Origin of the sequence: Mesorhizobium sp. M7A.F.Ca.CA.001.04.2.1, assembly GCF_003998485.1 — a bacterium.
Taxonomy (GTDB): Bacteria; Pseudomonadota; Alphaproteobacteria; order Rhizobiales; family Rhizobiaceae; genus Mesorhizobium; species Mesorhizobium ciceri.
In genome coordinates this window covers 17,635-37,598 of record NZ_RZQT01000060.1, presented here as the reverse complement: position 1 = coordinate 37,598, position 19,964 = coordinate 17,635, and the positions used below count along the sequence as shown (strand labels likewise).

Sequence of the window (19,964 nt, the reverse complement as noted above, 5' to 3'; positions counted from 1 at the left end):
ATCTACGGCCGCGCTCCGGAGGATGAGCCCGACGCCATGCGCCGCCAGAGCGCTGAAGCCGAGAAGACGGCGCTGCTTGCCGCGCTCGATGGCCGCCACATCAAGGCCGGGCCGGCCGGCGCGCCTGCGCGCGGCCGCTCGGACGTCTTGCCCACCGGCCGCAATCTGTTCACCTCGGACCCGCGCACCATGCCGACGCCGACCGCCTATGATCTGGGCAAGGCCGCGGCGGAGGAAGTCGTGCGCGGCTACATGCAGTCGCATGGCGACTGGCCGCGCTCGCTGGTCATCGATCTCTGGGGCTCGGCATCGCTGCGCACCGGCGGCGAGGAGATCGCTCAAGGCCTGGCGCTGATGGGCTGCCGGCCGCAATGGGATTTGGCCACCGGCCGCATCACCGGCATCGAAGTGCTGCCGCCGGCCACGCTCGGAAGGCCACGCGTCGATGTCACATGGCGCATATCAGGCCTGTTCCGCGACATGTTCCCGACCCAAATCGCGCTGATCGATGCCGCAGCCAACGCGGTTGCCGCGCGCGACGAGGACGATTCGGAAAACCCGCTCGCGGCCAAAACCCGCGCCGACGGCAAGATCAGCCCGCGCATTTTCGGCACCTCGCCCGGCACCTATGGCACCGGCGTCGAGGATCTCATGTCCTCCGGCGACTGGAGCGCGCGCGACGAAATCGGCCGCGCCTATCTCGACGCTACATCGCACGCCTATGGCGGCGCCGGGGGCGAAGGCATCTCCGCGCCCGGCGTTTTCGAGGGCCGCATCGCCGAAGCCGATCTTCTCGTCCACACCGGCGACGACCCCGGCCGCGACATCCTCGAGGGCTCCGCCGATGTCGCCTTCATCGGCGGCTTTTCCGCAGCAGTTGCGGCGCTCGGCAGGAATGCCGACGTCATCGTGCTCGACACCACGGACCCGCAAAAGCCGAAGCCACGCTCGATCAGTGAGGCCGTAGCGCGCGTCGTGCGTGCCCGCGCCGTCAATCCACGCTTCATATCAGGCCAGATGCGCCACGGCCCGCGCGGCGCCTCGGAATTCGCCGAAACCGTCGACCGGCTGATTGGCTTCGCCGAAACCACGCACGCCATTTCGGGAACGCTGATCGAGGCGGTTCATGATGCCTATCTAGGCGATCCCATGGTCCGCGCCTTCATCCTGCGCGAAAACCCAGCCGCCGCAAAAATCATCGCCGAGCGCTTCCTGTCGGCGCGCCGGCGCGGCCTGTGGCATCCCCTGCGCAATTCCATCGACGGCGATTTGACAGCCCTGATTGCCGAAGCAGAAGCGCTTGGGGTGGCGGCATGAACGCCTTCTCGCGCCGCGGCGCCTGTCCGGCTTTGTCGGCGCCGATGCAAACCGGCGACGGCCTGCTGGTGCGGCTCAACCCGGTTGCTGGGGGGATGTCGCCAGAGTCGTTGATCGGACTAGCCGAATCCGCTTTGCGGCACGGCAATGGCATCATGGAAGTCACCGCGCGCGGCAGTTTGCAGATACGCGGGCTGACGGCGCAAAGTGCTGCGCTGCTGGCGGCGGAGGTCGATGCGCTTGATATCGCGGTGCGCACCGGCGTGCCGGTCGAGACCGGGCCGCTGGCAGGCATTGATCCGCAAGAGATTGCCGATCCCCGGCCGCTGGCTGAACGTACCAGGGCTGCGATCGAAGAAGCTGGGCTCGTACAGCGCCTAGGGCCGAAGGTGTCGGTCGTTGTGGACGGCTGCGGGCAACTCACCATGGATGCGGTCACGGCCGACCTGCGGCTTGCTGCAACGCGCACCGATGCGGGAGTTCGGTGGCGGGTGTCTGTCGCGGGTGACGGGAGGAATGCGAGGCCGCTGGCGTTTGCCGATCAAGGTGCGGCGCGCGATATTGCCGTTGCAGTTCTAAGGATGGTTGCAGAGAAAGGCCGCGAGGCCCACGCAAGGGATTTATCGGAGAGGCAATTAGTGTCCCTGGCGGGTTGGCTATGCTCGACGAGTTTGCGCGAGGCGCCCCCCTCTGTCCTGCCGGACATCTCCCCCTCAGGCGGGGAGATTGGCAGCTTCGACGCCGGCTTTTCCTTAACAGCACCGGAGATTGGCGAAACCATCGGTGACGGCGTAATCTCCCCCCTAGAGGGGGAGATGTCCGGCAGGACAGAGGGGGGCGCCTCGCGCAAACCTATCGGCCTTTTCCCCTTAGCCGGCCACGCCACCGCCCTCGGCATCGCCCTGCCCTACGGCAGCATGCCGGCCGACAAGATCATCGCCCTCGCGCAAGCCGCCATCGCCCTCGGCACAACCGAAATCCGCCTCGCCCCCGGTCGTGCCTTGCTGTTCCTCGGGCAACCAACCGCCGCCAACCCATCGCTCCAACACACCGCCGCCATCCTCGGCTTCGTCACCGCCCCCGCCGACCCGCGCACGCGCATTGCCGCTTGCCCGGGCATGCCGGCCTGCGCCTCCGGCCGCATCGCCACACGCGACATCGCCGAGACGATAGCCGCTGAAACAGCCGACATCCTCGACTTCACCCTTCACATTTCCGGCTGTGCCAAAGGCTGCGCCCACCCCGGTCCGGCAGCGCTGACGATCGTCGGCGGCGAAAATGGAGCCGGACTTGTCGTGAACGCGACGGCAAAGGCCCTTCCTGCCGGCTACAGGCCGGGCTATGACGCCGCGCGCGGCATCGGCCGCGTCGCGGCGATGATCCGCAGCACACGATATCAAGGTGAAACCGCCGCCGCTTGCCTGACAAGGCTCGGGCCGGCCGGTATCGCCGAGGCCTACCGACAGGCCCAAACTGAAAAACGGAAATGAGCATGGCCGCCTACGACTACATCCATGACGGCACGGCGATCTACGAGCGCTCCTTCGCCATCATCCGCGCCGAGGCCGATCTGTCGCGCTTCTCCGAAGCCGAGGCCGATGTCGCCATTCGCATGATCCATGCCTGCGGCCAGGTCGAAGCTTCAAATCATTTTGTGTTCTCCACCGATTTCGTTGCCGCCGCCCGCACCGCTTTGGCGGCCGGCGCGCCGATCTTCTGCGACGCGGAAATGGTCTCGCATGGCGTCACCCGCGCCAGGCTGCCGGCGGGCAACGAGGTGATCTGCACCTTGCGCGACCCGCGTACGCACGACATCGCCAGGGAGATCGGCAACACCCGCTCGGCCGCCGCCATCGACCTCTGGGGCGAGCGCATGGCCGGCTCTGTGGTTGCCATCGGCAATGCGCCGACCGCGCTATTCTATCTCCTGGAAAAACTGCGCGATGGCGCACCGAAGCCGGCGGCCATCATCGGCATGCCGGTCGGCTTCGTCGGTGCGGCCGAATCCAAGGATGCGCTGGCCGAGAATTCCTACGGCGTTCCCTACGCCATCGTGCGTGGCCGGCTTGGCGGCAGTGCCATGACCGCCGCCGCGCTCAATTCATTGGCGAGGCCTGGCCTGTGAACGCCTTTCTCAAAGGCCGCCTCGTTGGCGTCGGCACCGGTCCTGGCGACCCCGAACTGCTGACCCTAAAAGCCGCCCGCATCCTGGCCGAGGCCGATGTCGTGGCCTATTTCGCCAAGCGCGGCAACAACAGCAACGCCCGCGCCATCGTCGAAGCGCAGTTCCGGCCCGAAATGACGGAATTGCCGCTGCTCTATCCCGTCACAACCGAAATCGCCAGGGATCACGACGACTACCGCTCGCAGATCACGGCTTTCTACGAGGAGTCGGCCGAGAAGGTCGCCGAGCACCTCGAAGCCGGCAGAATGGTTGCGGTGCTGTCGGAGGGCGATCCGCTGTTCTACGGCTCTTACATGCATCTGCATGTGCGCCTCGCCCATCGTTTTCCGACCGAAGTCATCCCCGGCGTCACCGCCATGTCCGGCTGCTGGTCGCAGACCGGTATTCCGATCGTCCAGGGCGACGACGTGCTCACCGTGCTGCCGGGCACGATGAGCGAGTTCGAGCTGAGCCGCCGGCTCGCCGACACCGATGCCGCCGTGATCATGAAGGTCGGCCGCAACCTGCCCAAGATCAGGCGGGCGCTGGAGGCTACGGCCAAGCTGTCGCGCGCCGTCTATGTCGAGCGCGGCACCATGGCCGGCAGCGTCTCGATGAAGCTTGCCGACAAAAAGGACGACAAGGCACCCTACTTCGCCATCGTGCTGGTCGCCGGCTGGTCCGGTCGCCCCGGCGCCGTGGGAGCACAGGCATGAGTGGCCGTCTCACCGTCATCGGCCTTGGGCCCGGCAATGCCGATCAGGTCACCCCGGAGGCCAGCCGCGCTGTCGCCGAGGCGAAATTCTTTTACGGCTACAAACCCTATCTCGACCGGCTGGACCTGCGCCCGGACCAGACCCGCGTCGCTTCCGACAACCGCGAGGAACTCGCCCGCTCCAAGGACGCATTGAGCAAGGCCGCAGAGGGCCATGACGTCGCCGTGGTCTCCGGCGGCGATCCCGGCGTGTTCGCCATGGCGGCGGCCGTCTGCGAGGCGATCGAGGCCGGTCCGGTCGAATGGCGCGCGGTCGATGTCGCCGTGGTGCCCGGCATCACCGCCATGCTGGCGGTTGCCGCCCGCATCGGGGCGCCGCTCGGCCATGATTTCTGCGCCATCTCGCTCTCCGACAATCTAAAGCCATGGGAATTGATCGAACTGCGCCTGCTGGCGGCGGCCGGTGCCGGCTTCGTCATCGCGCTTTACAACCCGATCAGCAAGGCCCGCCCCTGGCAACTCGGCCGCGCCTTCGAGTGCCTGACCGCCATCCTGCCGGGCACCACGCCGGTAATCTTCGGCCGCGCCGCCGGTCGCCCGGACGAGCGTATCGAGGTCTACCTGCTGGCCGATGTCGAGGCTGAAAAGGCGGACATGGCGACCTGCATCATCATCGGCTCGCCGGAAACCAGGATTATCAAGCGCACGGAGAAGCCGGCGCTGGTCTACACGCCGCGCTCGTCCACGGGACGGACAAAATGATCGACCCCAAATCGATCGACAATGGCGGCCAGCGCTTCGACGGTTTCAGCCGAGGGCACGTCCGGCAGATCAGGCCTGCGGATCATGACCACCTCGATGCCAAGCGCCCGAGCCGAGGCGATCTTGCCAAAGGTCGCCTCGCCGCCGCTGTTCTTGGACACCACGACATCGATGCGGTGCCTTTCGAGCAGCGCGCGTTCCTCCGCGTCGCGAAACGGGCCACGGGCCAACAGATATTCGGCGTCGGGCACGGCCAGCTTCGGCTCGACCGGATCGACACTGCGAATGAGATAGTGGTGCTGGGGCGCTGCTTCGAAAGCCGCAACCTCTTGCCGGCCCAGTGCCAGAAAAACGCGGCGCGGCGCCGGTCCAAGCGCTTGCGCGGCATCGCCGACCGTACCGACCAACGTCCAGCGGTCGCCTTCGACAGGCTCCCAGCCGGGACGCCGCAGGGCAAGGATCGGCACGCCGGCCATGCGCGCGGCTTGTGCGGCATTGGCGGAGATTTGCGCCGCATAGGGATGCGTGGCGTCGATCAGCAGATCGGTGGCCGTTTCCGTGAGGTAAGCGGCCAGCCCGTCGGCGCCGCCAAAGCCTCCGCTTCGCACCGGCACGCCTTGCGCGACCGGGCTTTCGGTGCGGCCGGCCAGCGACAGCGTGACCGAGGCACGCGCCGCCAGTTTTCCGGCCAGTTGCCGCGCTTCGGTGGTGCCGCCGAGGATCAGGATACGGTGGGTCATTATGCCTGCTGAGCGTCAATCGCGAGCCGCCTGGCTGACAGTCGTCGGCATCGGCGAGGACGGTTTAGCGGGTCTCGGCGACGAGGCCAAGCAGCGGATTGCCCAGGCTGAGATCATCTTCGGCGGCAAGCGGCACCTCGCCCTTGTCGCTTCCTTCGCCAAGGGCGAGGCGCGCCCATGGCCGATTCCGTTCGATGCCGAAATGGCTGACGTGCTGGCGCTCGCCGGCAGGCGCGTCTGCGTGCTCGCCTCCGGCGATCCCTTCTTCCACGGCGTCGGCGCCACGCTCGCCCGCAAGGTCAAGGCGCAAGAGATGCACGTTATCCCCGCGCCTTCAGCCGTTTCACTGGCGGCCGCCCGGCTCGGCTGGGCGCTGCAGGATATCGAAACCGTCTCGCTGCACGGCCGGCCGCTCGACCTGATCCGGCCGCTGCTGCAGCCAGGCGCGCGCATCCTGGCGCTGACCTCGGATGCAGAGGCCCCCGCGGCGATTGCCCGCCTGCTCGCGGAACTCGACTTCGGCGCATCGCGGCTGACGATCCTGGAGGCGTTGGGTGGGCCAAGCGAGACCCAGCGCTCGGTCCGCGCCGATGCCTTCGACCTCGAAAACCTCAATCCGCTCAACGTGCTGGCGGTCGAAGTTGAATCCGGTCCGGACGCGCGCGTGCTGCCGCTCACATCAGGCCTTGCCGATCACCTGTTCGACCATGACGGCCAGATCACCAAGCGCGAAATCCGCGCGATCACCCTGTCGGCGCTGGCGCCGCGGCGCGGCGAGTTGCTGTGGGACATCGGCGCCGGCTCCGGTTCCATCGGCATAGAATGGATGCTGGCCCACCCTTCCATGCGCACTTTTGCCATCGAGGCCGATCCGGTGCGCGCTGCCCGTATTGGTCGCAACGCCGCTGCCTGTGGCGTTCCCGGCCTCGTCGTGGTCGAAGGCAGCGCGCCGAAGGCGCTTGCCAGACTGGACACGCCAGACGCGATCTTCATCGGCGGTGGCGGCAGCGATGCCGGTGTCTTGAACGCTGCCATCAAGGCCCTGCACACTGGCGGCCGTCTCGTCGCCAACGCGGTGACGCTGGAGATGGAAGCCCTGCTTCTTGCCCAGCATACGAAGCTCGGCGGCGATCTCACGCGTATAAACATCTCCCGGGCCTCGCCGGTCGGCTCGATGCAGGCCTGGCGGCCGGCTATGCCAGTGACGCAATGGAGCTGGATGAAGCCATGATGGTCGCAGGCATAGGCTGCCGAAAGGGCGTGGGCGTCGAAGAGGTGCTTGCGGCGATCGAAACGGCGCTGGAGGCGCATGGGTTGGCGATGACGGCGCTGTCGGCACTGGCGACTGCCGCGTTCAAGAAGGATGAAGAAGCGATCGCCGCCGCTGGCCGCACGCTGAGTCTTCCCGTCATCGTCGTCGACGACTCAGCACTTCAAGCTGCCTCGTCGGATACGCCCAGCCATTCCGATCTCTCGCAGGATGTTGCCGGCACACCATCGGTCTCCGAGGCGTCCGCCCTCGCCGTCGCCGGCACAGGCGCAAAACTGCTTGGCCCCCGCACGGTGCTCGGCCCGGTCACCTGTGCCATCGCCATCAGCGGAGATGCGCCATGACCGTTCATTTCATCGGCGCCGGTCCAGGTGCGGCCGACCTCATCACGCTGCGCGGCGCAAGGCTTTTGGCAAACTGCCCGGTTTGCCTGCATGCCGGCTCGATCGTCGCGCCCGAATTGCTGCAGCACTGCGCGCCGGGGACAAAGCTGGTCGACACCGCGCCGATGTCGCTCGACGAGATCGAGGCCGCCTATCTCGAGGCGCACAAATCAGGCCAGGATGTCGCCCGGCTGCATTCCGGTGACCTGTCGGTATGGAGCGCGGTCGCCGAGCAGATCCGCCGGCTGGAAAAGCACGGCATCCCTTATACGCTGACGCCGGGCGTCCCCTCCTTCGCCGCCGCCGCCGCAGCATTGCGCCGCGAGCTGACCATTCCCGAAGTGGCGCAAAGCCTGGTGCTGACCCGCATTTCCGGCCGCGCGTCAAAAATGCCGCCCGGCGAAACGCTGGCCGGCTTCGGCCGCACCGGCGCCACGCTCGCTATTCATCTTGCCATCCACGCCATCGATCGCGTCGTCGCCGAACTGACGCCGCACTATGGCGGCGATTGCCCGGTGGCGGTCGTCTTCCGCGCTTCCTGGCCGGACGAGCGCGTGCTGACCGGCACGCTGGCGACCATCGAGGCACAGCTCGCCGCCGATCCGATGGAGCGCACGGCGATCATCTTCGTCGGCCGCTCGCTGGCGGCGCGAGGTTTTGGCGAGAGTTCATTATACGACGCCCATTATCAGCGGCGTTTTCGCGGACGGGACGGATTGTGAGCGGCAGCACCAAAAACACCGGCGAAAACGCCACGCTCGAAAAAGCCTTGTCCCGGCTGAACTTCAAGCCGCGCCAACTGGAGCCGGGCCATGTCTGGCTTGCCGGCGCCGGCCCCGGCGACCCCGGCTGCCTGACGCTCGAAGTGCTGGCGGCTTTGGCCGAGGCGGATGCGCTGGTCTACGACGCACTGGTGTCCCCTGACATTGTCGCAGTTGCGGAGAATGCCGAGCTTTTCTTTGCAGGCAAGCGCGGCGGCAAACCGTCGATGAAACAGGACGACATCACCGCCCTGCTGGTCCGGCTCGCACGCGAAGGCCGCCGCGTCGTCAGGCTGAAGGGCGGCGATCCCTATATTTTCGGCCGTGGCGGCGAAGAAGCTCTGGCGCTGGCGCGGGAAAGTATCCCGTTCCGCGTCCTGCCCGGCCTGACCTCGGGCCTCAGTGCGCTGGCCGCGACCGGCATCCCCGCCACCATGCGCGGCATCAACAAGGCGGTGATCCTGGCCACCGGCCACGCCGCCGGCACCGATGACGATCTCGACTGGGCAGCGATCGCCCGCACCGGCCAGCCTGTCGTCGTCTATATGGGCATGGCCAATCTGCCCTTGATCGCCGCAGCACTGCTCGATGGCGGGCTGGCGCCGTCGACACCGGCCGCAGTGATCGTCGCCGCGACGACGCCGCAGGAGCGAACCGTCGTCGCCACGCTCGCCACCATTGCCGAGGAAGCGGCGGCCGCCGGTCTGGCCTCGCCGGCGCTGATCGTCGTTGGCGGCATCGTTGCCATGCGCGCGGCCCTGGCGGGGCAAGCATGACGGCCCGCGCCATCATCATCGGCGCGCCGCGCTCCGGCTCCGGCAAGACCAGCGTCACCATCGGCATCCTGCGGGCGCTGACCCGGCGCGGGCTGAAGGTGCGCGGCGCCAAATCCGGCCCCGACTATATCGACCCCGGCTTCCACACCGCCGCCACGGGCCTCTCCGGTGTCAATCTGGACAGCTGGGCGATGCCGCCATCGCTGCTCAACGCGCTTGCCGCGCAAGCCGCCGATGACACCGATTTCGTCATCCTGGAAAGCGCCATGGGCCTGTTCGACGGGATACCCGCGGCTCCCGGCCGAACCGGCTCGGCGGCCGACCTGGCGCGGCTCTATGGCCTGCCGGTGCTGCTGGTGCTCGACGTCTCCGGCCAGTCGACCACGGCGGCGGCTGTCGCCAAGGGTTTTGCCACCTATGATCCTGACGTGCGCATGGCCGGTGTCGCGCTCAATCGGCTGGGCAGCGAGCGGCACCGCAAGCTGTGCAGCGAGGCCATCGAGGCGATCGGCCTGCCGGTCGTCGGCGCCATCCTGCGCGATCCCACTCTGAACCTGCCCGAGCGGCATCTCGGCCTTGTCCAGGCTGGCGAATATGACGACCTGATGGCGCATCTCGACCGGCTGGCCGACATGGCGGAAAAGTCGCTCGATCTCGATGCGATCATGGCCCTGGCGACGCCCCTCACCCCCGCGCCCGGCGGTTTCGACGACGCGCTGGCGCCGCCCGGCCAACGCATCGCGCTGGCCGAGGATGCCGCCTTCACCTTCCTCTATCCGCATGTCGCCGCCTACTGGCGCAAGGCGGGTGCGGAAATCGTCCCGTTCTCGCCGCTCGTCGACGAAGCGCCCGACGGGACCTGCGACGTTTGCTGGCTGCCGGGCGGCTATCCCGAGCTTCACGCCGGCAAGCTCGCCGCCGCCGCGACTTTCCGCGCCGGCATGGCGCGTTTCGCCGCGACGAAGCCCATCCATGGCGAGTGCGGTGGCTTCATGGTGCTCGGCGAAGCTCTGGAGGACGCGTCGGGCGAAACGCATGCGATGCTCGGCCTGCTCGGCCACGCCACCAGCTTCGCCAGGCGCAAGATGAACCTCGGCTACCGCGAGGCGCGGCTGCGTGCCGATTGTCCGCTGGGTGCACAGGGCGCGCTGATCCGTGGCCACGAATTCCACTATGCGCAGATGACGGCCACCGGCAATGACGAGCCGCTGGCCGACCTTGCCGACGGCCAGGGCAATCCGATCGGCGCCTCGGGCTACCGGCGCGGCCATGTCAGCGGCACCTTCTTCCATGCGATTGCGAGGGGCTAGAGCATGAAATTCGGGAATCTGGCCCTCTCACCACGACAGGTCGTCGACGACATCGCGCTCTGCCTGGTCTTCTTCACCAGGCTGCCGCTGCCCGTCTTCGATTTTCGCGGCCGCAGCCTTGCCGCGGCGATCTGGGCCGCCCCCATCGCCGGTCTCGTCGTCGGCCTGATCGGCGCCATCGTTTTTGCCACGGCGGAACGGTTCGGCCTTGCCATGGGGCCGGCGGCCGCACTTGCCCTTGTGGCAACCCTGCTCACCACCGGCTGCCTGCATGAGGACGGCCTGTCCGACGTCGCCGACGGTTTTGGCGGCGGCAAATCGCGCGGCCGCAAACTTGAGATCATGCGCGACAGCCGCATCGGCGCCTATGGTGCGGCGGCGCTGGCTCTGTCGCTGCTGGTCCGCTGGAGCGCGCTGTCGGAGTTCGTCGATCCCACACAGGCCCTGTTTGCCCTCCTGGCCGCACACGCGGCCTCGCGCGGCCTGCTTGGCGCCTTCATGCATCTCTTGCCTCCAGCGCGCGTCGACGGCCTCTCGGTCGACGCCGGCACCGTCTCGCAGGAAACCGCCATGGCCGGCGCCTTGCTCGGCGCGATCCCGCTTCTCTTGCTCGGGCTGGGCGGCGCCGTCTTCGCGCTGATCCTGCTTGGCCTGCTGTTTGCCGCGTTCCGCGCCCTTTGCTTCAACCAGATCGAGGGCCAGACCGGCGACACGATCGGCGCCTTGCAGCAGGCAAGCGAGATCGCGGTGCTGCTCGTCGCTTCCGTAGCGCTTTCCTGATCCCTTTGGCCTGATCCCCATGGCCTGATTCCTTTTCGGAGACTTTGCCCCCATGCCCTTCAAATCCCTACGTGAATTGCGCGCCGCCTGCCTCGACCTGCCGTCTGGCAGCGATGCCGCGGCCAATGCGGTCGCACGCCGCCAGGACACGCTGACCAAGCCGCAAGGCAGCCTCGGCCGGCTCGAGACCATCGCCGCGTGGCTGGCGCGCTGGCAGGGCCGCGACATGCCGAAACTCGACCGCGTCAAGGTTTTCGTCTTCGCCGGCAACCACGGCGTCACCGCGCAAGGTGTGTCGGCCTATCCCTCGGAAGTCACCGTGCAGATGGTGGCGAATTTCGCTGGCGGCGGTGCCGCCATCAACCAGCTTGCCCGCATGGCCGGCGCCGAACTCGACGTCATCCCGCTCGATCTCGACCATCCGACCGGCGACTTCACCCAAGGTCCGGCAATGGACGAAGCGGCCTTTCTGGCGGCGGTCTCGGCCGGCTATGATGCGGTGACGAAGGATCTGGACCTTATCTGCTTCGGCGAAATGGGTATCGGCAACACGACGCCGGCAGCGGCCGTTTCAGCAGCCCTGTTCGGTGGCGGTGCGGAAAAATGGACCGGACGCGGCACCGGCGTCGACGACGCCGGCTTGAAGCGCAAGGTGGTCGCCATCGAAGCCGGCCTGAAGCGCCACGCCGCAGCCCTCGCCGATCCGCTTGCTATCGCTGCCGTGCTCGGCGGACGCGAACTGGCCGCCATCTTCGGCGCCACGCTGGCCGCCCGCCATCTCGGCATACCCGTGCTGCTCGACGGCTTCGTCTGCACCGCCGCCGCAGCCCCGCTGGCAAAGCTGCATCCAACCGGCCTCGCCCACACCATCGCAGCCCATGTCTCCGCTGAGTCAGGCCATCGCGGCCTGCTCGAAGCGCTCGGCCTGCCGCCGCTGCTCGATCTCGGCATGCGGCTCGGCGAAGGCTCCGGCGCCTGCCTCGCCGTCAACATCGTCCGCTCGGCGCTGGAGTGCCATGCCCGCATGGCGAGTTTTGCAGAGGCTGGCGTTTCGGAGAAGTAATTATTCATTCCCCGTATCGGCCGACAAAGATGCCGTTGTCACGACAAAGGAGGCATCTTACCGTAACGGCGATTCTCAAATAGATTTTTGTGGATGAAGAAATTTCATCCTGCCGCAGCTGCGGTGTTATCGCCGGGGCGGTCGCTGTTGTGTTCCGTCACAGCAGCTATTCAAGTCATGGCCCGATCGACACCGGCATTTTCGTTGTCTTCCTGGTCTTCTTCTGGTGGCCCATCAGCGATTTCTCCGGGGGAAAAGACGGAATTGGCGCCAGCGATGCTGCAGCCGGGGAAAAGAGCCTTGCTTTTCGATTCGGCCGGTTTCTGACCCGCATTTTCCAACGCGGCTGAATCGCCACAAGATCCGGATAGCGCGGTTAAAGAATCACAGTCAGACAGCCTTGCCCGAGATGCGCCAAACGCGTCTCGCTTTCAGGGTCTTTCCACCAACTCTTCTAGGAATTTGGTGGGTGCGCACAGGATTGAACTGTGGACCCGCTGATTAAGAGTCAGCTGCTCTACCAACTGAGCTACGCACCCACTCGGCCGGCAAAAACCGGCGTTGGCGGGCATATAGCCGCCACCATCGGTCCTGTCCAGCCCTGCCGGAATCATTTCCCGACAAATCGACCGAGCATGCGTTCGATCAGACGAAAAGCCTGCCTTCCGCCACCTTGATTGCGTTGCCGCCGATGCGCGCCGAGGCCAGTTTTCCGCCTTGCACGGTCAGTTCGAGGCGGATGCGCGATGGCCGGCCCATCTCCAGCCCCTGCTCGATCCACAGCTGTGAAATGCCATCGGTCGGCGCGTCGAAATGCATGATGGCGCCGGCAAAGGCGGCTGCCGCCGAGCCGGTCGCCGGATCCTCATAGGAAGGCGTGCCAGGCACGATCATGCGCACATGGAAGGCGCTTTCGTGGTTCACCGTCTCGCGGCAGTAGACATAGGGGCTGGCGAAGGCCCATTCGCTCTTGCGCGGCGCCAGTTCCGACCAGGCCTGGTTGTCCAGCCGGATGCGACCCGCCGCCTCGAGATTGGCAACCGGGATGGTGACATAGGGCACGCCCGCCGACCAGAATGCGACGCGGTGATTCTCGAAGCCGATCTCATGCGGCGTCAACCCAAGCGCGGCACCGATCGCCTCCGGATCGGCATCGAGCTTCAGCGGCTCCGGCAGCTTCGCCAGATCGAACTCGGCAAAAGTGTTGCCGTCATGCTTGCTGACGGCGCACCGCACCGGACCGATGTTTTCCTCCAGCACGAAGATGCCGGCGCCGCCCTCCTCCGCAAGTTCGGCCAGCGCGATCGCGGCGCCGACCGTCGGATGGCCGGCGAACGGCATTTCATAGTCGGGCGTGAAGATGCGGATGCGGTTTTTGTGCTTGGGATTGTCCGGCGGCAGGACGAACACCGATTCGGACAGGTTGAATTCGCGCGCGATGGCCTGCATCGCGGCCGTGTCCAATCCCTTGCTGTCCAGCACGACGGCCAAAGGATTGCCGGCCAGTCGCTCGGTCGTAAACACATCGTAAAGCAAGTAATTCCGGGTTTTCATTCCTGCCTCAATCCCAACATGGGCGAAATTTAATTTGATATTTGAACCGGTAAGCCTGATCTGTGCACAGATAGGGACATTGCGCATTATAGGGGTCCAGCGTGGACCAGATTGTCAATCTGCCAAAGACGGAATCGGATTCCGCCATCGAGACGGCGCTTGGGCTCGACCAGACAGGCCGGCGCAGATCGCGCCGTCGTGGGTGGCTCTATGCGTTGCTGGCGCTGATCGTGCTCGTCGCCGGGCTTGGCGTCTATCAATGGTATGCCGGCTCGCCGGCCAGGATTGACTACACCACCGTGCCTGCCGCCAAGGCCGACCTCACCGTCGCGGTGTCGGCGACCGGCACGCTGCAGCCACTCACCCAGGTCGATATTTCAAGCGAACTGTCCGGCATCATCCGCTCGGTCTCGGCCGAGGAGAACCAGCAGGTCAAGAAGGGTGACGTGCTGGCGACACTCGACACGGTGAAACTCGAAGTCCAGATCGAGCGTGCCGAAGCTTCGGCCAAGGCCGCCGCCGCCAATGTCGAGGACGCCACGGTTACGCTGGCGGAAAACGAGAAGGCGCTGGTGCGCGCCGCCGAACTGACCAGGCGCGGCATGGCGACCGACCAGTCGCTTGAAGCGGCAACCGCCACGCGCGACCGTTCCAAGGCAGCTCTCGACAGTGCGCAGGCCAACCTCGCCATCGCCCAGGCCGACCTCAAGGCGCAGCAGACCGACCTTGCCAAGAGCACCATCTATGCGCCGATCGACGGCATCGTTTTGACGCGCTCGGTCGATCCCGGCCAGACGGTCGCCTCCTCGCTGCAGGCGCCGGTGCTGTTCATCATCGCCGCCGATCTCAGGAACATGGAACTGGTGGCGGCGGTCGACGAGGCCGACATCGGTGCGGTCAAATCCGGCCAGCATGCCCGCTTCACCGTCGATGCCTTCCCCGAGCGGCCGTTCGATGCCGAGATCCGCGACATCTCCTATGCCTCGGTCACCACCGACGGCGTCGTCACCTACAATGCGCGGCTCGAGGTCGACAACAACGAGCTGCTGCTGCGGCCCGGCATGACCGCCACCGTTTCGGTCGTCACCAAGCAGGCCAAGGACGTGCTCACCGTGCCGGCCACCGCGTTCCGCTTTCGTCCTGCCCAGCAGGCCGCACGCGGCTGGAGCCTCAGCGACCTGTTCACCGGCCGCATGGGCCGCCCCGGCGGCAACCGCCAGCGCCAGGCCGCGACAGCGCCCACCGACGGCTCGCGCACGCTCTACGTGCTGGAGAACGGGCGTCCGCACCCGGTCAACGTCAAGATCGGCTCCACCGACGGCGAACTGACCGAGATCATTTCGGGCCTCGACGAAGGCGCACAGGTCATCACCGCGTCGCAGCAGCGGAGCTGATGCCGTGGCCGCCGGTGCTGCCCTCATCACCTTCGACAAGGTCTGGAAGAGCTATGGCCAGGGCGAGGCCAAGGTGCATGCGCTGGCCGGCGTCGATCTTGCCATCCGGCGTGGCGAATTCGTCGCCATCATGGGGCCGTCCGGTTCCGGCAAGTCGACGGCGATGAACATCATCGGCTGCCTCGACACGCCGACGGCCGGAACCTATTCCTTCATGGGCATCGACGCCGGCCGCCTCGACCGCAACCGCCGCGCCATGCTGCGCAACCTCTATGTCGGCTTCGTCTTCCAGGGTTACAATCTGCTGGCCCGCACCACGGCGGCCGAAAATGTCGAACTGCCGCTGATCTATCGCGGCGTGGCCGCCCGCGAGCGCCGCGACCTTGCCATGCAGGCCCTGGCGGAGGTCGGCCTTGTCGGCCGCGAGCACCACACGCCGGCCGAACTGTCCGGCGGCCAGCAGCAGCGCGTGGCGATCGCGCGCGCCATCGTCACGCGCCCGACGCTGCTCGTCGCCGACGAGCCGACCGGCAACCTCGACACCGCCCGCACGCACGAGATCATGGAGTTGCTGACGCGGCTCAACAAGGAGCTTGGCCTAACCATCGCCATGGTCACCCACGAGGCCGACGTCGCCGACTATGCCGAACGCACCATCCGCTTCCTCGACGGCCACGTCGCCTCCGATTCCAGGAAGCTGGAGATCGCACAACCATGATCTGGGAAACCGTCCGCCTGTCGCTGCGCTCGATCCGCCGCAACGTGCTGCGCTCGTTCCTGACCTTGCTCGGCATCGTCATCGGCGTTGCCGCCGTCATTGCCATGCTCACCATCGGCTCGGGCACCACGCAGAAGGTCAAGGCCGACATCTCCAAGCTCGGCAGCAATCTGCTGGTCGTCCGCTCCGGTCGCCCGGCCGGTCCCGGTGGCCCGGGCGGGCTCGACCAGGCGGTGCGTCCGCTGGCCGAAAAGGAGCTGGCGGCGCTGGTTGCGCATCTGACTGGCGCCCGCGCCATTTCGCCGGCTTCGCAAAAGCAGGTCCGGGTCATCTTCGGCACCGAGAGCCTGACCTCGGGCGTCACCGGCACCGACAGCGCCTATCTCGATGCGCGCGACTGGAAACTGGTGTCGGGCCGCCCGTTCAGCGATTCCGAAACCCGCTCGGGCACCGGCGTGTGCCTGATCGGCGAGACGGTGCGCCAACAATTCTTCGGCGCTGGCGATCCCGAGGGCGAGATCATCCGCGTCAACCGCACCTCCTGCAAGATCATCGGCCTGCTCGAGCCCAAGGGCTATACCGGCTTCGGTCAGGATCAGGACAATGTCGTGCTGATGCCGCTGCACGCCTACCAGCGCCGCATCGCCGGCAACCGCGACATCGACAACATCTACATCGCCGCCGATGACCGCACGCCGACCAGCGAGCTGCAGCCGCGCGTCGAGGACATTCTGCGCGACGCCAGACGCATCACGCCCGATCGTGAAAGCGATTTCGCCATCCGCGACATGACCCAGATCGCCGACGCCATGGCCAGCGCCACCACCACCATGACCGGCATGCTGGGCGCCGTCGCCGGCGTCAGCCTGCTGGTCGGCGGCATCGGCATCATGAACATCATGCTGGTGTCGGTCACCGAACGCACCCGCGAGATCGGCATCAGGCTCGCCATCGGCGCGCATGAAAAGCACATCCTGATCCAGTTCCTGGTCGAGGCCACGGTGCTGTCGCTGCTCGGCGGCATCATCGGCATCCTGATCGGGCTGGCGCTGGCCGGCCTCGCCGCGGTGACGCTGACCATCCCGTTCGCGCCGAGCCCGGCGGTGATCCTGCTCGCCGTCGGCTTTTCCGCGCTCATCGGCATGGTGTTCGGCTTCTTCCCGGCGCTGCGCGGCGCCAGGCTCGATCCGATCGACGCGCTTAGGCACGAATAGGGCAACCCGGCCGGAACGCGGCCAGCGCTCAGACCGGTTTTGCACAGCCTTAGACGTTTCCACCCTACCCGCCACTGTCGCCGCGCCGTTCATGATGCTAGGGCAATTCACCCTTGGGTGGAGGAATAGCCGATGAGCAAGAAGGCACGACTGATCCTGACGATGGTCGTCATCGAGGCCTTCCTTGCAGGCATCTGGTGGTATCTCGCCCGCTTCGGCATGGCCAATCCCGATCGCGTCACAGCCGATTTTCAGGCAGTCGTCGGCCAGACCATGGGAATGGCGATGGGCGGTTTGCTGGGCATCGGCTTCATCCTGTTCCTCGTCGCCGCCCGCAACGATCGCAACGCGGCACAGAACAAGACGCGCCCTTAACTCCCGTTTGCGAAATGCCACTCGATCAGCGGCTTCATGTGCGGTGACAGGCCGACCGGCAGGTCGGCGGCATGGCGGATGATCACTGGCCCGTCGATCTCCGGCTCGGTTTCGGTGGCGACGAAGGCTGAGATGCGCTGGGCGATCTCGTCTGCGGGCGCCGCCGCGTGGTAGCGGCGGAAGATCACCGTGCCGCTGTTGGTCGACATGGCGTGGTAGCGCTTGCCGCGATGAGCCCCTGACAGGTCGAGGCCGGTTTCCTCGCGCACTTCGCGGATCATGTTGAAATCGACATCGACCAGGCCATCGCGAAAATCGACCGGCTCGAATGAGCCGGCGGCAAAATAGACGCGGCCGGCGTTGACCGTGTGCGGACCCATGCGGATCGCCACCAGCGCATTGTCGGCAGCCACCAGCATGGCATGGGCATAGGCATGCTCGGCGCCCGAATTCTCGCGCCGCTTCCGCCACAGCATGAAAGTCGAATAGTTGACCGCATGGCAGCGGCCGGCGAGACGGTTGTCGCGGTAGGCAAGCTGCGACAGCAGCACCACCATGCCGTCGAACAGCGCCGGATTGGCAGCGATTTCGTGCTGCCAGTTCTCGGCGATCGCCTCTGCATTGTCCCTTGCGAACGGGTGCGGACCGGGATCGAGCCGGACGTCGATGGCGTCGACCGGCAGGATGACGTTGCGTGGCAGGTCGAAACTCATGCGTCAGGTCATGTCCAGCGTGATCGCCACCGGGCAATGGTCCGACGCCTTCGGCCGGTCCCAGCCGGCACGCGGAAACCGCTCCACTTCCTGCCCCGGCGGAAAGATGGTGCGCCAGGGCTGGCCGTTGCGGATGATGTCGGGAACAGCCGTCGCGTTGCTGGCGGCGAGCCCCTTCGACAGCAGGATGTAGTCGAGCTGGCACAGATGCCGCTCTTCCGGTCCGCGCGTGTGGTAGAAACTCCAGCGGTTCATCTCCGGCCGCCGCTCGACGACGTTTTCGCAGAAGCCGCCGGCCGTCAGCACGTTGATGCAGGACAGGGCTTCGTCGACGACCTCGAAGCGATAGCCGTCGATCGCATCGCCGGCCACCTTCACACGCTGGCGGTAATCGTTCATATCGCCGCAGATTGCCCAGCGTTTGTCGGCGGCATAGTCCTTGCCGAAGCGCTCCTCGATGATGCGCCGCACGGCCTGCGCCTCCGCGATGCGCACCGGCATCGTCGCCTCGCGCCCGTCGAGCCCGTTGCGCGGCGAACCCATCGACTTGAAATGCACGAGATAGAGCGTCAGCGGCACGCCGCCCACGGTGACGTCGATCTCCAGGCAGTCGCGCCGGAAAATGCGCTCATTGGCCTGATTGCCCAGTGCCTCGAGTTCCGGCGTGTGCAGCCCGAACTGCTCGTAGGTGACATAGGCGTGGCTGGTCATGCGCACGAATTCGATCGGCTGGCCCTGGGCGGTCTCATTGCGCATCATCACGGCAACGTCGATGCCCCGTGAATCATTGCCCGATGTGGTGTATTTCTGCCGGTAGCCCTGCCCCACCATCTTGAACAGATAGCCATATTCGAAGGCCTTCAGCGCCTCGATGTTGTCGACCTCCTGCATGCAGATGATGTCGGCCCGGGTGGCAGCGATTGCCAGCGCCGTCAGCTGGCGCGTGTCGTCGGATTGGGCGATGGCGCGGGCCTGCTCCAGCATCCTGTATTCCGCCTCGCTCTGGATATCGAACAGCGCCAGCGTTCGATCCTCGTTGAGCTGGTTGCGATAGCCGGAATAATCGAACCTGTTCATCAGGTTCTCGACATTGAAGGTGGCAAGGCGCAGCGACATGCCATGACCTTTGCCCGCAAGTGCTTCGGAAAACAAGCGCGCAGGACCACCATCTGAGATCGATTGGTCCTGGGTGCGTTCGCGTCATGGTTGACGGAACCTTTCCGTTCATCCGCCGTTCAGATGCAAACATCCATTGTTGCCCCATTCCTCGGGTGGGCGTGGGGCCTGTAACTCTTGGAGAGTGCAATGAATTCGCTCTTTTCTTCCACGGTCAAATCGGGGCTGATAGCCCTGGGTATCCTCTCCGGCGTCACGGCGCCGTCCGCCGCCGGCCCGATCATGCAGCCGGACCTGTCGATTCCCACCAGCACCGCGGCGCCGAATATCACGCCGGTCCGCGACAGCTGGGCGGGCGGCAACAACAACCGTCAGTTCAACAACGACAATTGGAGATGGCGCCGGTCGGGCAATTGGGACGGCGGCCGTCGGCACTGGCACGGCGGCGGCGGTCACTGGAATGGTGGAGACAACTGGCGTTGGCGCCATGGTCGCCATCACTATCGCGGCGGCCGTTACTACGATGATGGCGCGAGTGCCGCGATCCTGGGCCTTGGCCTGGGGCTTGGCCTCGGCAGCATGTACAACAACTACGACTACTATGACCGGCCGGCGCCGCGCCGCTACTACCGCGCGGGACGGCTTTCGAGCGCCCATGTCCAATGGTGCTACAACCGCTACCGGTCGTACCGGGCCTATGACAACACGTTCCAGCCCTACAACGGCCCGCGCCAGCAGTGCTACTCACCCTATTGATGGGCTGGCCCTGTAGCTGAGCTGACCGACAGAATGAAAAAACGGCGCCACGTGGCGCCGTTTCTTGTTCATGGAAGCTGCTA

22 protein-coding genes and 1 tRNA gene are annotated in these 19,964 nt (G+C 66.2%); 18 read left to right on the top strand and 5 right to left on the bottom strand.

What is annotated here, in order from left to right:
- The 5 genes from EN955_RS19685 to EN955_RS19665 form a co-directional block, all read left to right on the top strand.
- Positions 1 to 1,317: cobaltochelatase subunit CobN (locus EN955_RS19685; RefSeq protein WP_206523754.1), on the top strand; the 1,317-nt coding region annotated here is incomplete at its 5' end.
- Positions 1,314 to 2,807, top strand: a complete 1,494-nt coding sequence (cobG, locus tag EN955_RS19680) for a precorrin-3B synthase (protein ID WP_024501367.1) — start codon at positions 1,314 to 1,316, stop codon at positions 2,805 to 2,807. The genes EN955_RS19685 and cobG, both read left to right, overlap by 4 nt.
- A gap of 2 nt (positions 2,808 to 2,809) precedes the next feature.
- Positions 2,810 to 3,442: a precorrin-8X methylmutase gene (locus EN955_RS19675; protein ID WP_024501368.1), complete on the top strand. Its 633-nt coding sequence runs from the start codon at positions 2,810 to 2,812 to the stop codon at positions 3,440 to 3,442.
- On the top strand, positions 3,439 to 4,197 hold the full coding sequence (locus tag EN955_RS19670; RefSeq protein ID WP_024501369.1) for a precorrin-2 C(20)-methyltransferase: 759 nt from the start codon (positions 3,439 to 3,441) through the stop codon (positions 4,195 to 4,197). The genes EN955_RS19675 and EN955_RS19670 overlap by 4 nt, the downstream gene beginning before the upstream one ends.
- Entirely contained in the window at positions 4,194 to 4,958 is a 765-nt protein-coding gene (locus EN955_RS19665) for a precorrin-3B C(17)-methyltransferase (protein ID WP_024501370.1), read from the top strand. Before EN955_RS19670 ends, EN955_RS19665 begins: the two co-directional genes overlap by 4 nt.
- Here EN955_RS19665 and EN955_RS19660 read toward each other — a convergent pair.
- Complete coding sequence (locus tag EN955_RS19660) at positions 4,922 to 5,698, bottom strand: cobalt-precorrin-6A reductase (RefSeq protein ID WP_024501371.1); 777 nt, start codon at positions 5,696 to 5,698, stop codon at positions 4,922 to 4,924. The genes EN955_RS19665 and EN955_RS19660 overlap by 37 nt on opposite strands.
- A gap of 1 nt (position 5,699) precedes the next feature.
- Here EN955_RS19660 and EN955_RS19655 point away from each other — a divergent pair, with 1 nt between their 5' ends.
- From EN955_RS19655 to EN955_RS19620, 8 genes are all read left to right on the top strand, one after another.
- On the top strand, positions 5,700 to 6,929 hold the full coding sequence (locus EN955_RS19655; RefSeq protein ID WP_024501372.1) for a bifunctional cobalt-precorrin-7 (C(5))-methyltransferase/cobalt-precorrin-6B (C(15))-methyltransferase: 1,230 nt from the start codon (positions 5,700 to 5,702) through the stop codon (positions 6,927 to 6,929).
- Complete coding sequence (locus tag EN955_RS19650) at positions 6,926 to 7,312, top strand: cobalamin biosynthesis protein (RefSeq protein ID WP_024501373.1); 387 nt, start codon at positions 6,926 to 6,928, stop codon at positions 7,310 to 7,312. Before EN955_RS19655 ends, EN955_RS19650 begins: the two co-directional genes overlap by 4 nt.
- Complete coding sequence (cobM, locus tag EN955_RS19645; RefSeq protein ID WP_024501374.1) at positions 7,309 to 8,073, top strand: precorrin-4 C(11)-methyltransferase; 765 nt, start codon at positions 7,309 to 7,311, stop codon at positions 8,071 to 8,073. Before EN955_RS19650 ends, cobM begins: the two co-directional genes overlap by 4 nt.
- Positions 8,070 to 8,888 carry a uroporphyrinogen-III C-methyltransferase gene (gene cobA / locus EN955_RS19640; RefSeq protein WP_024501375.1) on the top strand — a complete coding sequence of 273 codons (819 nt, stop codon included), beginning with the start codon at positions 8,070 to 8,072 and terminating at the stop codon, positions 8,886 to 8,888. The genes cobM and cobA overlap by 4 nt, the downstream gene beginning before the upstream one ends.
- Positions 8,885 to 10,198, top strand: a complete 1,314-nt coding sequence (locus EN955_RS19635) for a cobyrinate a,c-diamide synthase (RefSeq protein WP_024501376.1) — start codon at positions 8,885 to 8,887, stop codon at positions 10,196 to 10,198. Before cobA ends, EN955_RS19635 begins: the two co-directional genes overlap by 4 nt.
- A gap of 3 nt (positions 10,199 to 10,201) precedes the next feature.
- Complete coding sequence (cobS, locus tag EN955_RS19630) at positions 10,202 to 10,978, top strand: adenosylcobinamide-GDP ribazoletransferase (RefSeq protein WP_024501377.1); 777 nt, start codon at positions 10,202 to 10,204, stop codon at positions 10,976 to 10,978.
- Between the two features lie 52 nt (positions 10,979 to 11,030).
- Positions 11,031 to 12,041, top strand: a complete 1,011-nt coding sequence (cobT, locus tag EN955_RS19625; protein ID WP_024501378.1) for a nicotinate-nucleotide--dimethylbenzimidazole phosphoribosyltransferase — start codon at positions 11,031 to 11,033, stop codon at positions 12,039 to 12,041.
- An 89-nt stretch (positions 12,042 to 12,130) separates the two neighbouring features.
- Positions 12,131 to 12,391, top strand: a complete 261-nt coding sequence (locus tag EN955_RS19620) for a hypothetical protein (RefSeq protein WP_024501379.1) — start codon at positions 12,131 to 12,133, stop codon at positions 12,389 to 12,391.
- A 113-nt stretch (positions 12,392 to 12,504) separates the two neighbouring features.
- On the opposite strand, the gene EN955_RS19615 is transcribed toward EN955_RS19620, so the two are convergent.
- Both EN955_RS19615 and EN955_RS19610 read right to left on the bottom strand, forming a co-directional pair.
- Positions 12,505 to 12,580: transfer RNA gene (locus EN955_RS19615), tRNA-Lys, on the bottom strand.
- Positions 12,581 to 12,686: 106 nt separating this feature from the next.
- The gene (locus EN955_RS19610; protein WP_013531073.1) at positions 12,687 to 13,595 is read right to left on the bottom strand and encodes a PhzF family phenazine biosynthesis protein; all 909 of its coding nucleotides are present in this window, start codon (positions 13,593 to 13,595) and stop codon (positions 12,687 to 12,689) included.
- Positions 13,596 to 13,696: 101 nt separating this feature from the next.
- Here EN955_RS19610 and EN955_RS19605 point away from each other — a divergent pair, with 101 nt between their 5' ends.
- The 4 genes from EN955_RS19605 to EN955_RS19590 all read left to right on the top strand — a co-directional run bounded on the left by EN955_RS19605 (position 13,697) and on the right by EN955_RS19590 (position 17,296).
- Entirely contained in the window at positions 13,697 to 14,989 is a 1,293-nt protein-coding gene (locus EN955_RS19605) for an efflux RND transporter periplasmic adaptor subunit (RefSeq protein ID WP_024501380.1), read from the top strand.
- Positions 14,990 to 14,993: 4 nt separating this feature from the next.
- Positions 14,994 to 15,707, top strand: a complete 714-nt coding sequence (locus tag EN955_RS19600) for an ABC transporter ATP-binding protein (RefSeq protein ID WP_013531071.1) — start codon at positions 14,994 to 14,996, stop codon at positions 15,705 to 15,707.
- The gene (locus tag EN955_RS19595) at positions 15,704 to 16,921 is read left to right on the top strand and encodes an ABC transporter permease (RefSeq protein ID WP_024501381.1); all 1,218 of its coding nucleotides are present in this window, start codon (positions 15,704 to 15,706) and stop codon (positions 16,919 to 16,921) included. Before EN955_RS19600 ends, EN955_RS19595 begins: the two co-directional genes overlap by 4 nt.
- 132 nt (positions 16,922 to 17,053) lie before the next feature.
- Entirely contained in the window at positions 17,054 to 17,296 is a 243-nt protein-coding gene (locus EN955_RS19590; protein ID WP_013531069.1) for a hypothetical protein, read from the top strand.
- Here EN955_RS19590 and EN955_RS19585 read toward each other — a convergent pair.
- Together EN955_RS19585 and EN955_RS19580 are read right to left on the bottom strand one after the other, a co-directional pair.
- Positions 17,293 to 18,009, bottom strand: a complete 717-nt coding sequence (locus EN955_RS19585) for a hypothetical protein (protein ID WP_013531068.1) — start codon at positions 18,007 to 18,009, stop codon at positions 17,293 to 17,295. The two genes, EN955_RS19590 and EN955_RS19585, sit on opposite strands and share 4 nt — an antisense overlap.
- 3 nt (positions 18,010 to 18,012) lie before the next feature.
- Positions 18,013 to 19,125, bottom strand: a complete 1,113-nt coding sequence (locus tag EN955_RS19580; RefSeq protein WP_024501382.1) for an endonuclease/exonuclease/phosphatase family protein — start codon at positions 19,123 to 19,125, stop codon at positions 18,013 to 18,015.
- A 189-nt stretch (positions 19,126 to 19,314) separates the two neighbouring features.
- On the opposite strand from EN955_RS19580, the gene EN955_RS19575 reads away from it, so the two are divergent.
- On the top strand, positions 19,315 to 19,881 hold the full coding sequence (locus EN955_RS19575) for a BA14K family protein (RefSeq protein ID WP_024501383.1): 567 nt from the start codon (positions 19,315 to 19,317) through the stop codon (positions 19,879 to 19,881).
- Positions 19,882 to 19,964 lie beyond the last annotated feature (83 nt).

Coding starts and splice junctions, on each gene's coding strand:
- EN955_RS19580 (WP_024501382.1), bottom strand. CDS start 19,125: ATGTCGCTGCGCCTTGCCACCTTCAATGTCGAGAACCTGATGAACAGG.
- EN955_RS19590 (WP_013531069.1), top strand. CDS start 17,054: ATGAGCAAGAAGGCACGACTGATCCTGACGATGGTCGTCATCGAGGCC.
- cobM (WP_024501374.1), top strand. CDS start 7,309: ATGACCGTTCATTTCATCGGCGCCGGTCCAGGTGCGGCCGACCTCATC.
- EN955_RS19610 (WP_013531073.1), bottom strand. CDS start 13,595: ATGAAAACCCGGAATTACTTGCTTTACGATGTGTTTACGACCGAGCGA.
- EN955_RS19635 (WP_024501376.1), top strand. CDS start 8,885: ATGACGGCCCGCGCCATCATCATCGGCGCGCCGCGCTCCGGCTCCGGC.
- EN955_RS19660 (WP_024501371.1), bottom strand. CDS start 5,698: ATGACCCACCGTATCCTGATCCTCGGCGGCACCACCGAAGCGCGGCAA.
- cobT (WP_024501378.1), top strand. CDS start 11,031: ATGCCCTTCAAATCCCTACGTGAATTGCGCGCCGCCTGCCTCGACCTG.
- EN955_RS19655 (WP_024501372.1), top strand. CDS start 5,700: ATGCCTGCTGAGCGTCAATCGCGAGCCGCCTGGCTGACAGTCGTCGGC.
- EN955_RS19650 (WP_024501373.1), top strand. CDS start 6,926: ATGATGGTCGCAGGCATAGGCTGCCGAAAGGGCGTGGGCGTCGAAGAG.
- cobG (WP_024501367.1), top strand. CDS start 1,314: ATGAACGCCTTCTCGCGCCGCGGCGCCTGTCCGGCTTTGTCGGCGCCG.
- EN955_RS19675 (WP_024501368.1), top strand. CDS start 2,810: ATGGCCGCCTACGACTACATCCATGACGGCACGGCGATCTACGAGCGC.
- EN955_RS19665 (WP_024501370.1), top strand. CDS start 4,194: ATGAGTGGCCGTCTCACCGTCATCGGCCTTGGGCCCGGCAATGCCGAT.
- EN955_RS19585 (WP_013531068.1), bottom strand. CDS start 18,009: ATGAGTTTCGACCTGCCACGCAACGTCATCCTGCCGGTCGACGCCATC.
- cobS (WP_024501377.1), top strand. CDS start 10,202: ATGAAATTCGGGAATCTGGCCCTCTCACCACGACAGGTCGTCGACGAC.
- EN955_RS19595 (WP_024501381.1), top strand. CDS start 15,704: ATGATCTGGGAAACCGTCCGCCTGTCGCTGCGCTCGATCCGCCGCAAC.
- EN955_RS19575 (WP_024501383.1), top strand. CDS start 19,315: ATGAATTCGCTCTTTTCTTCCACGGTCAAATCGGGGCTGATAGCCCTG.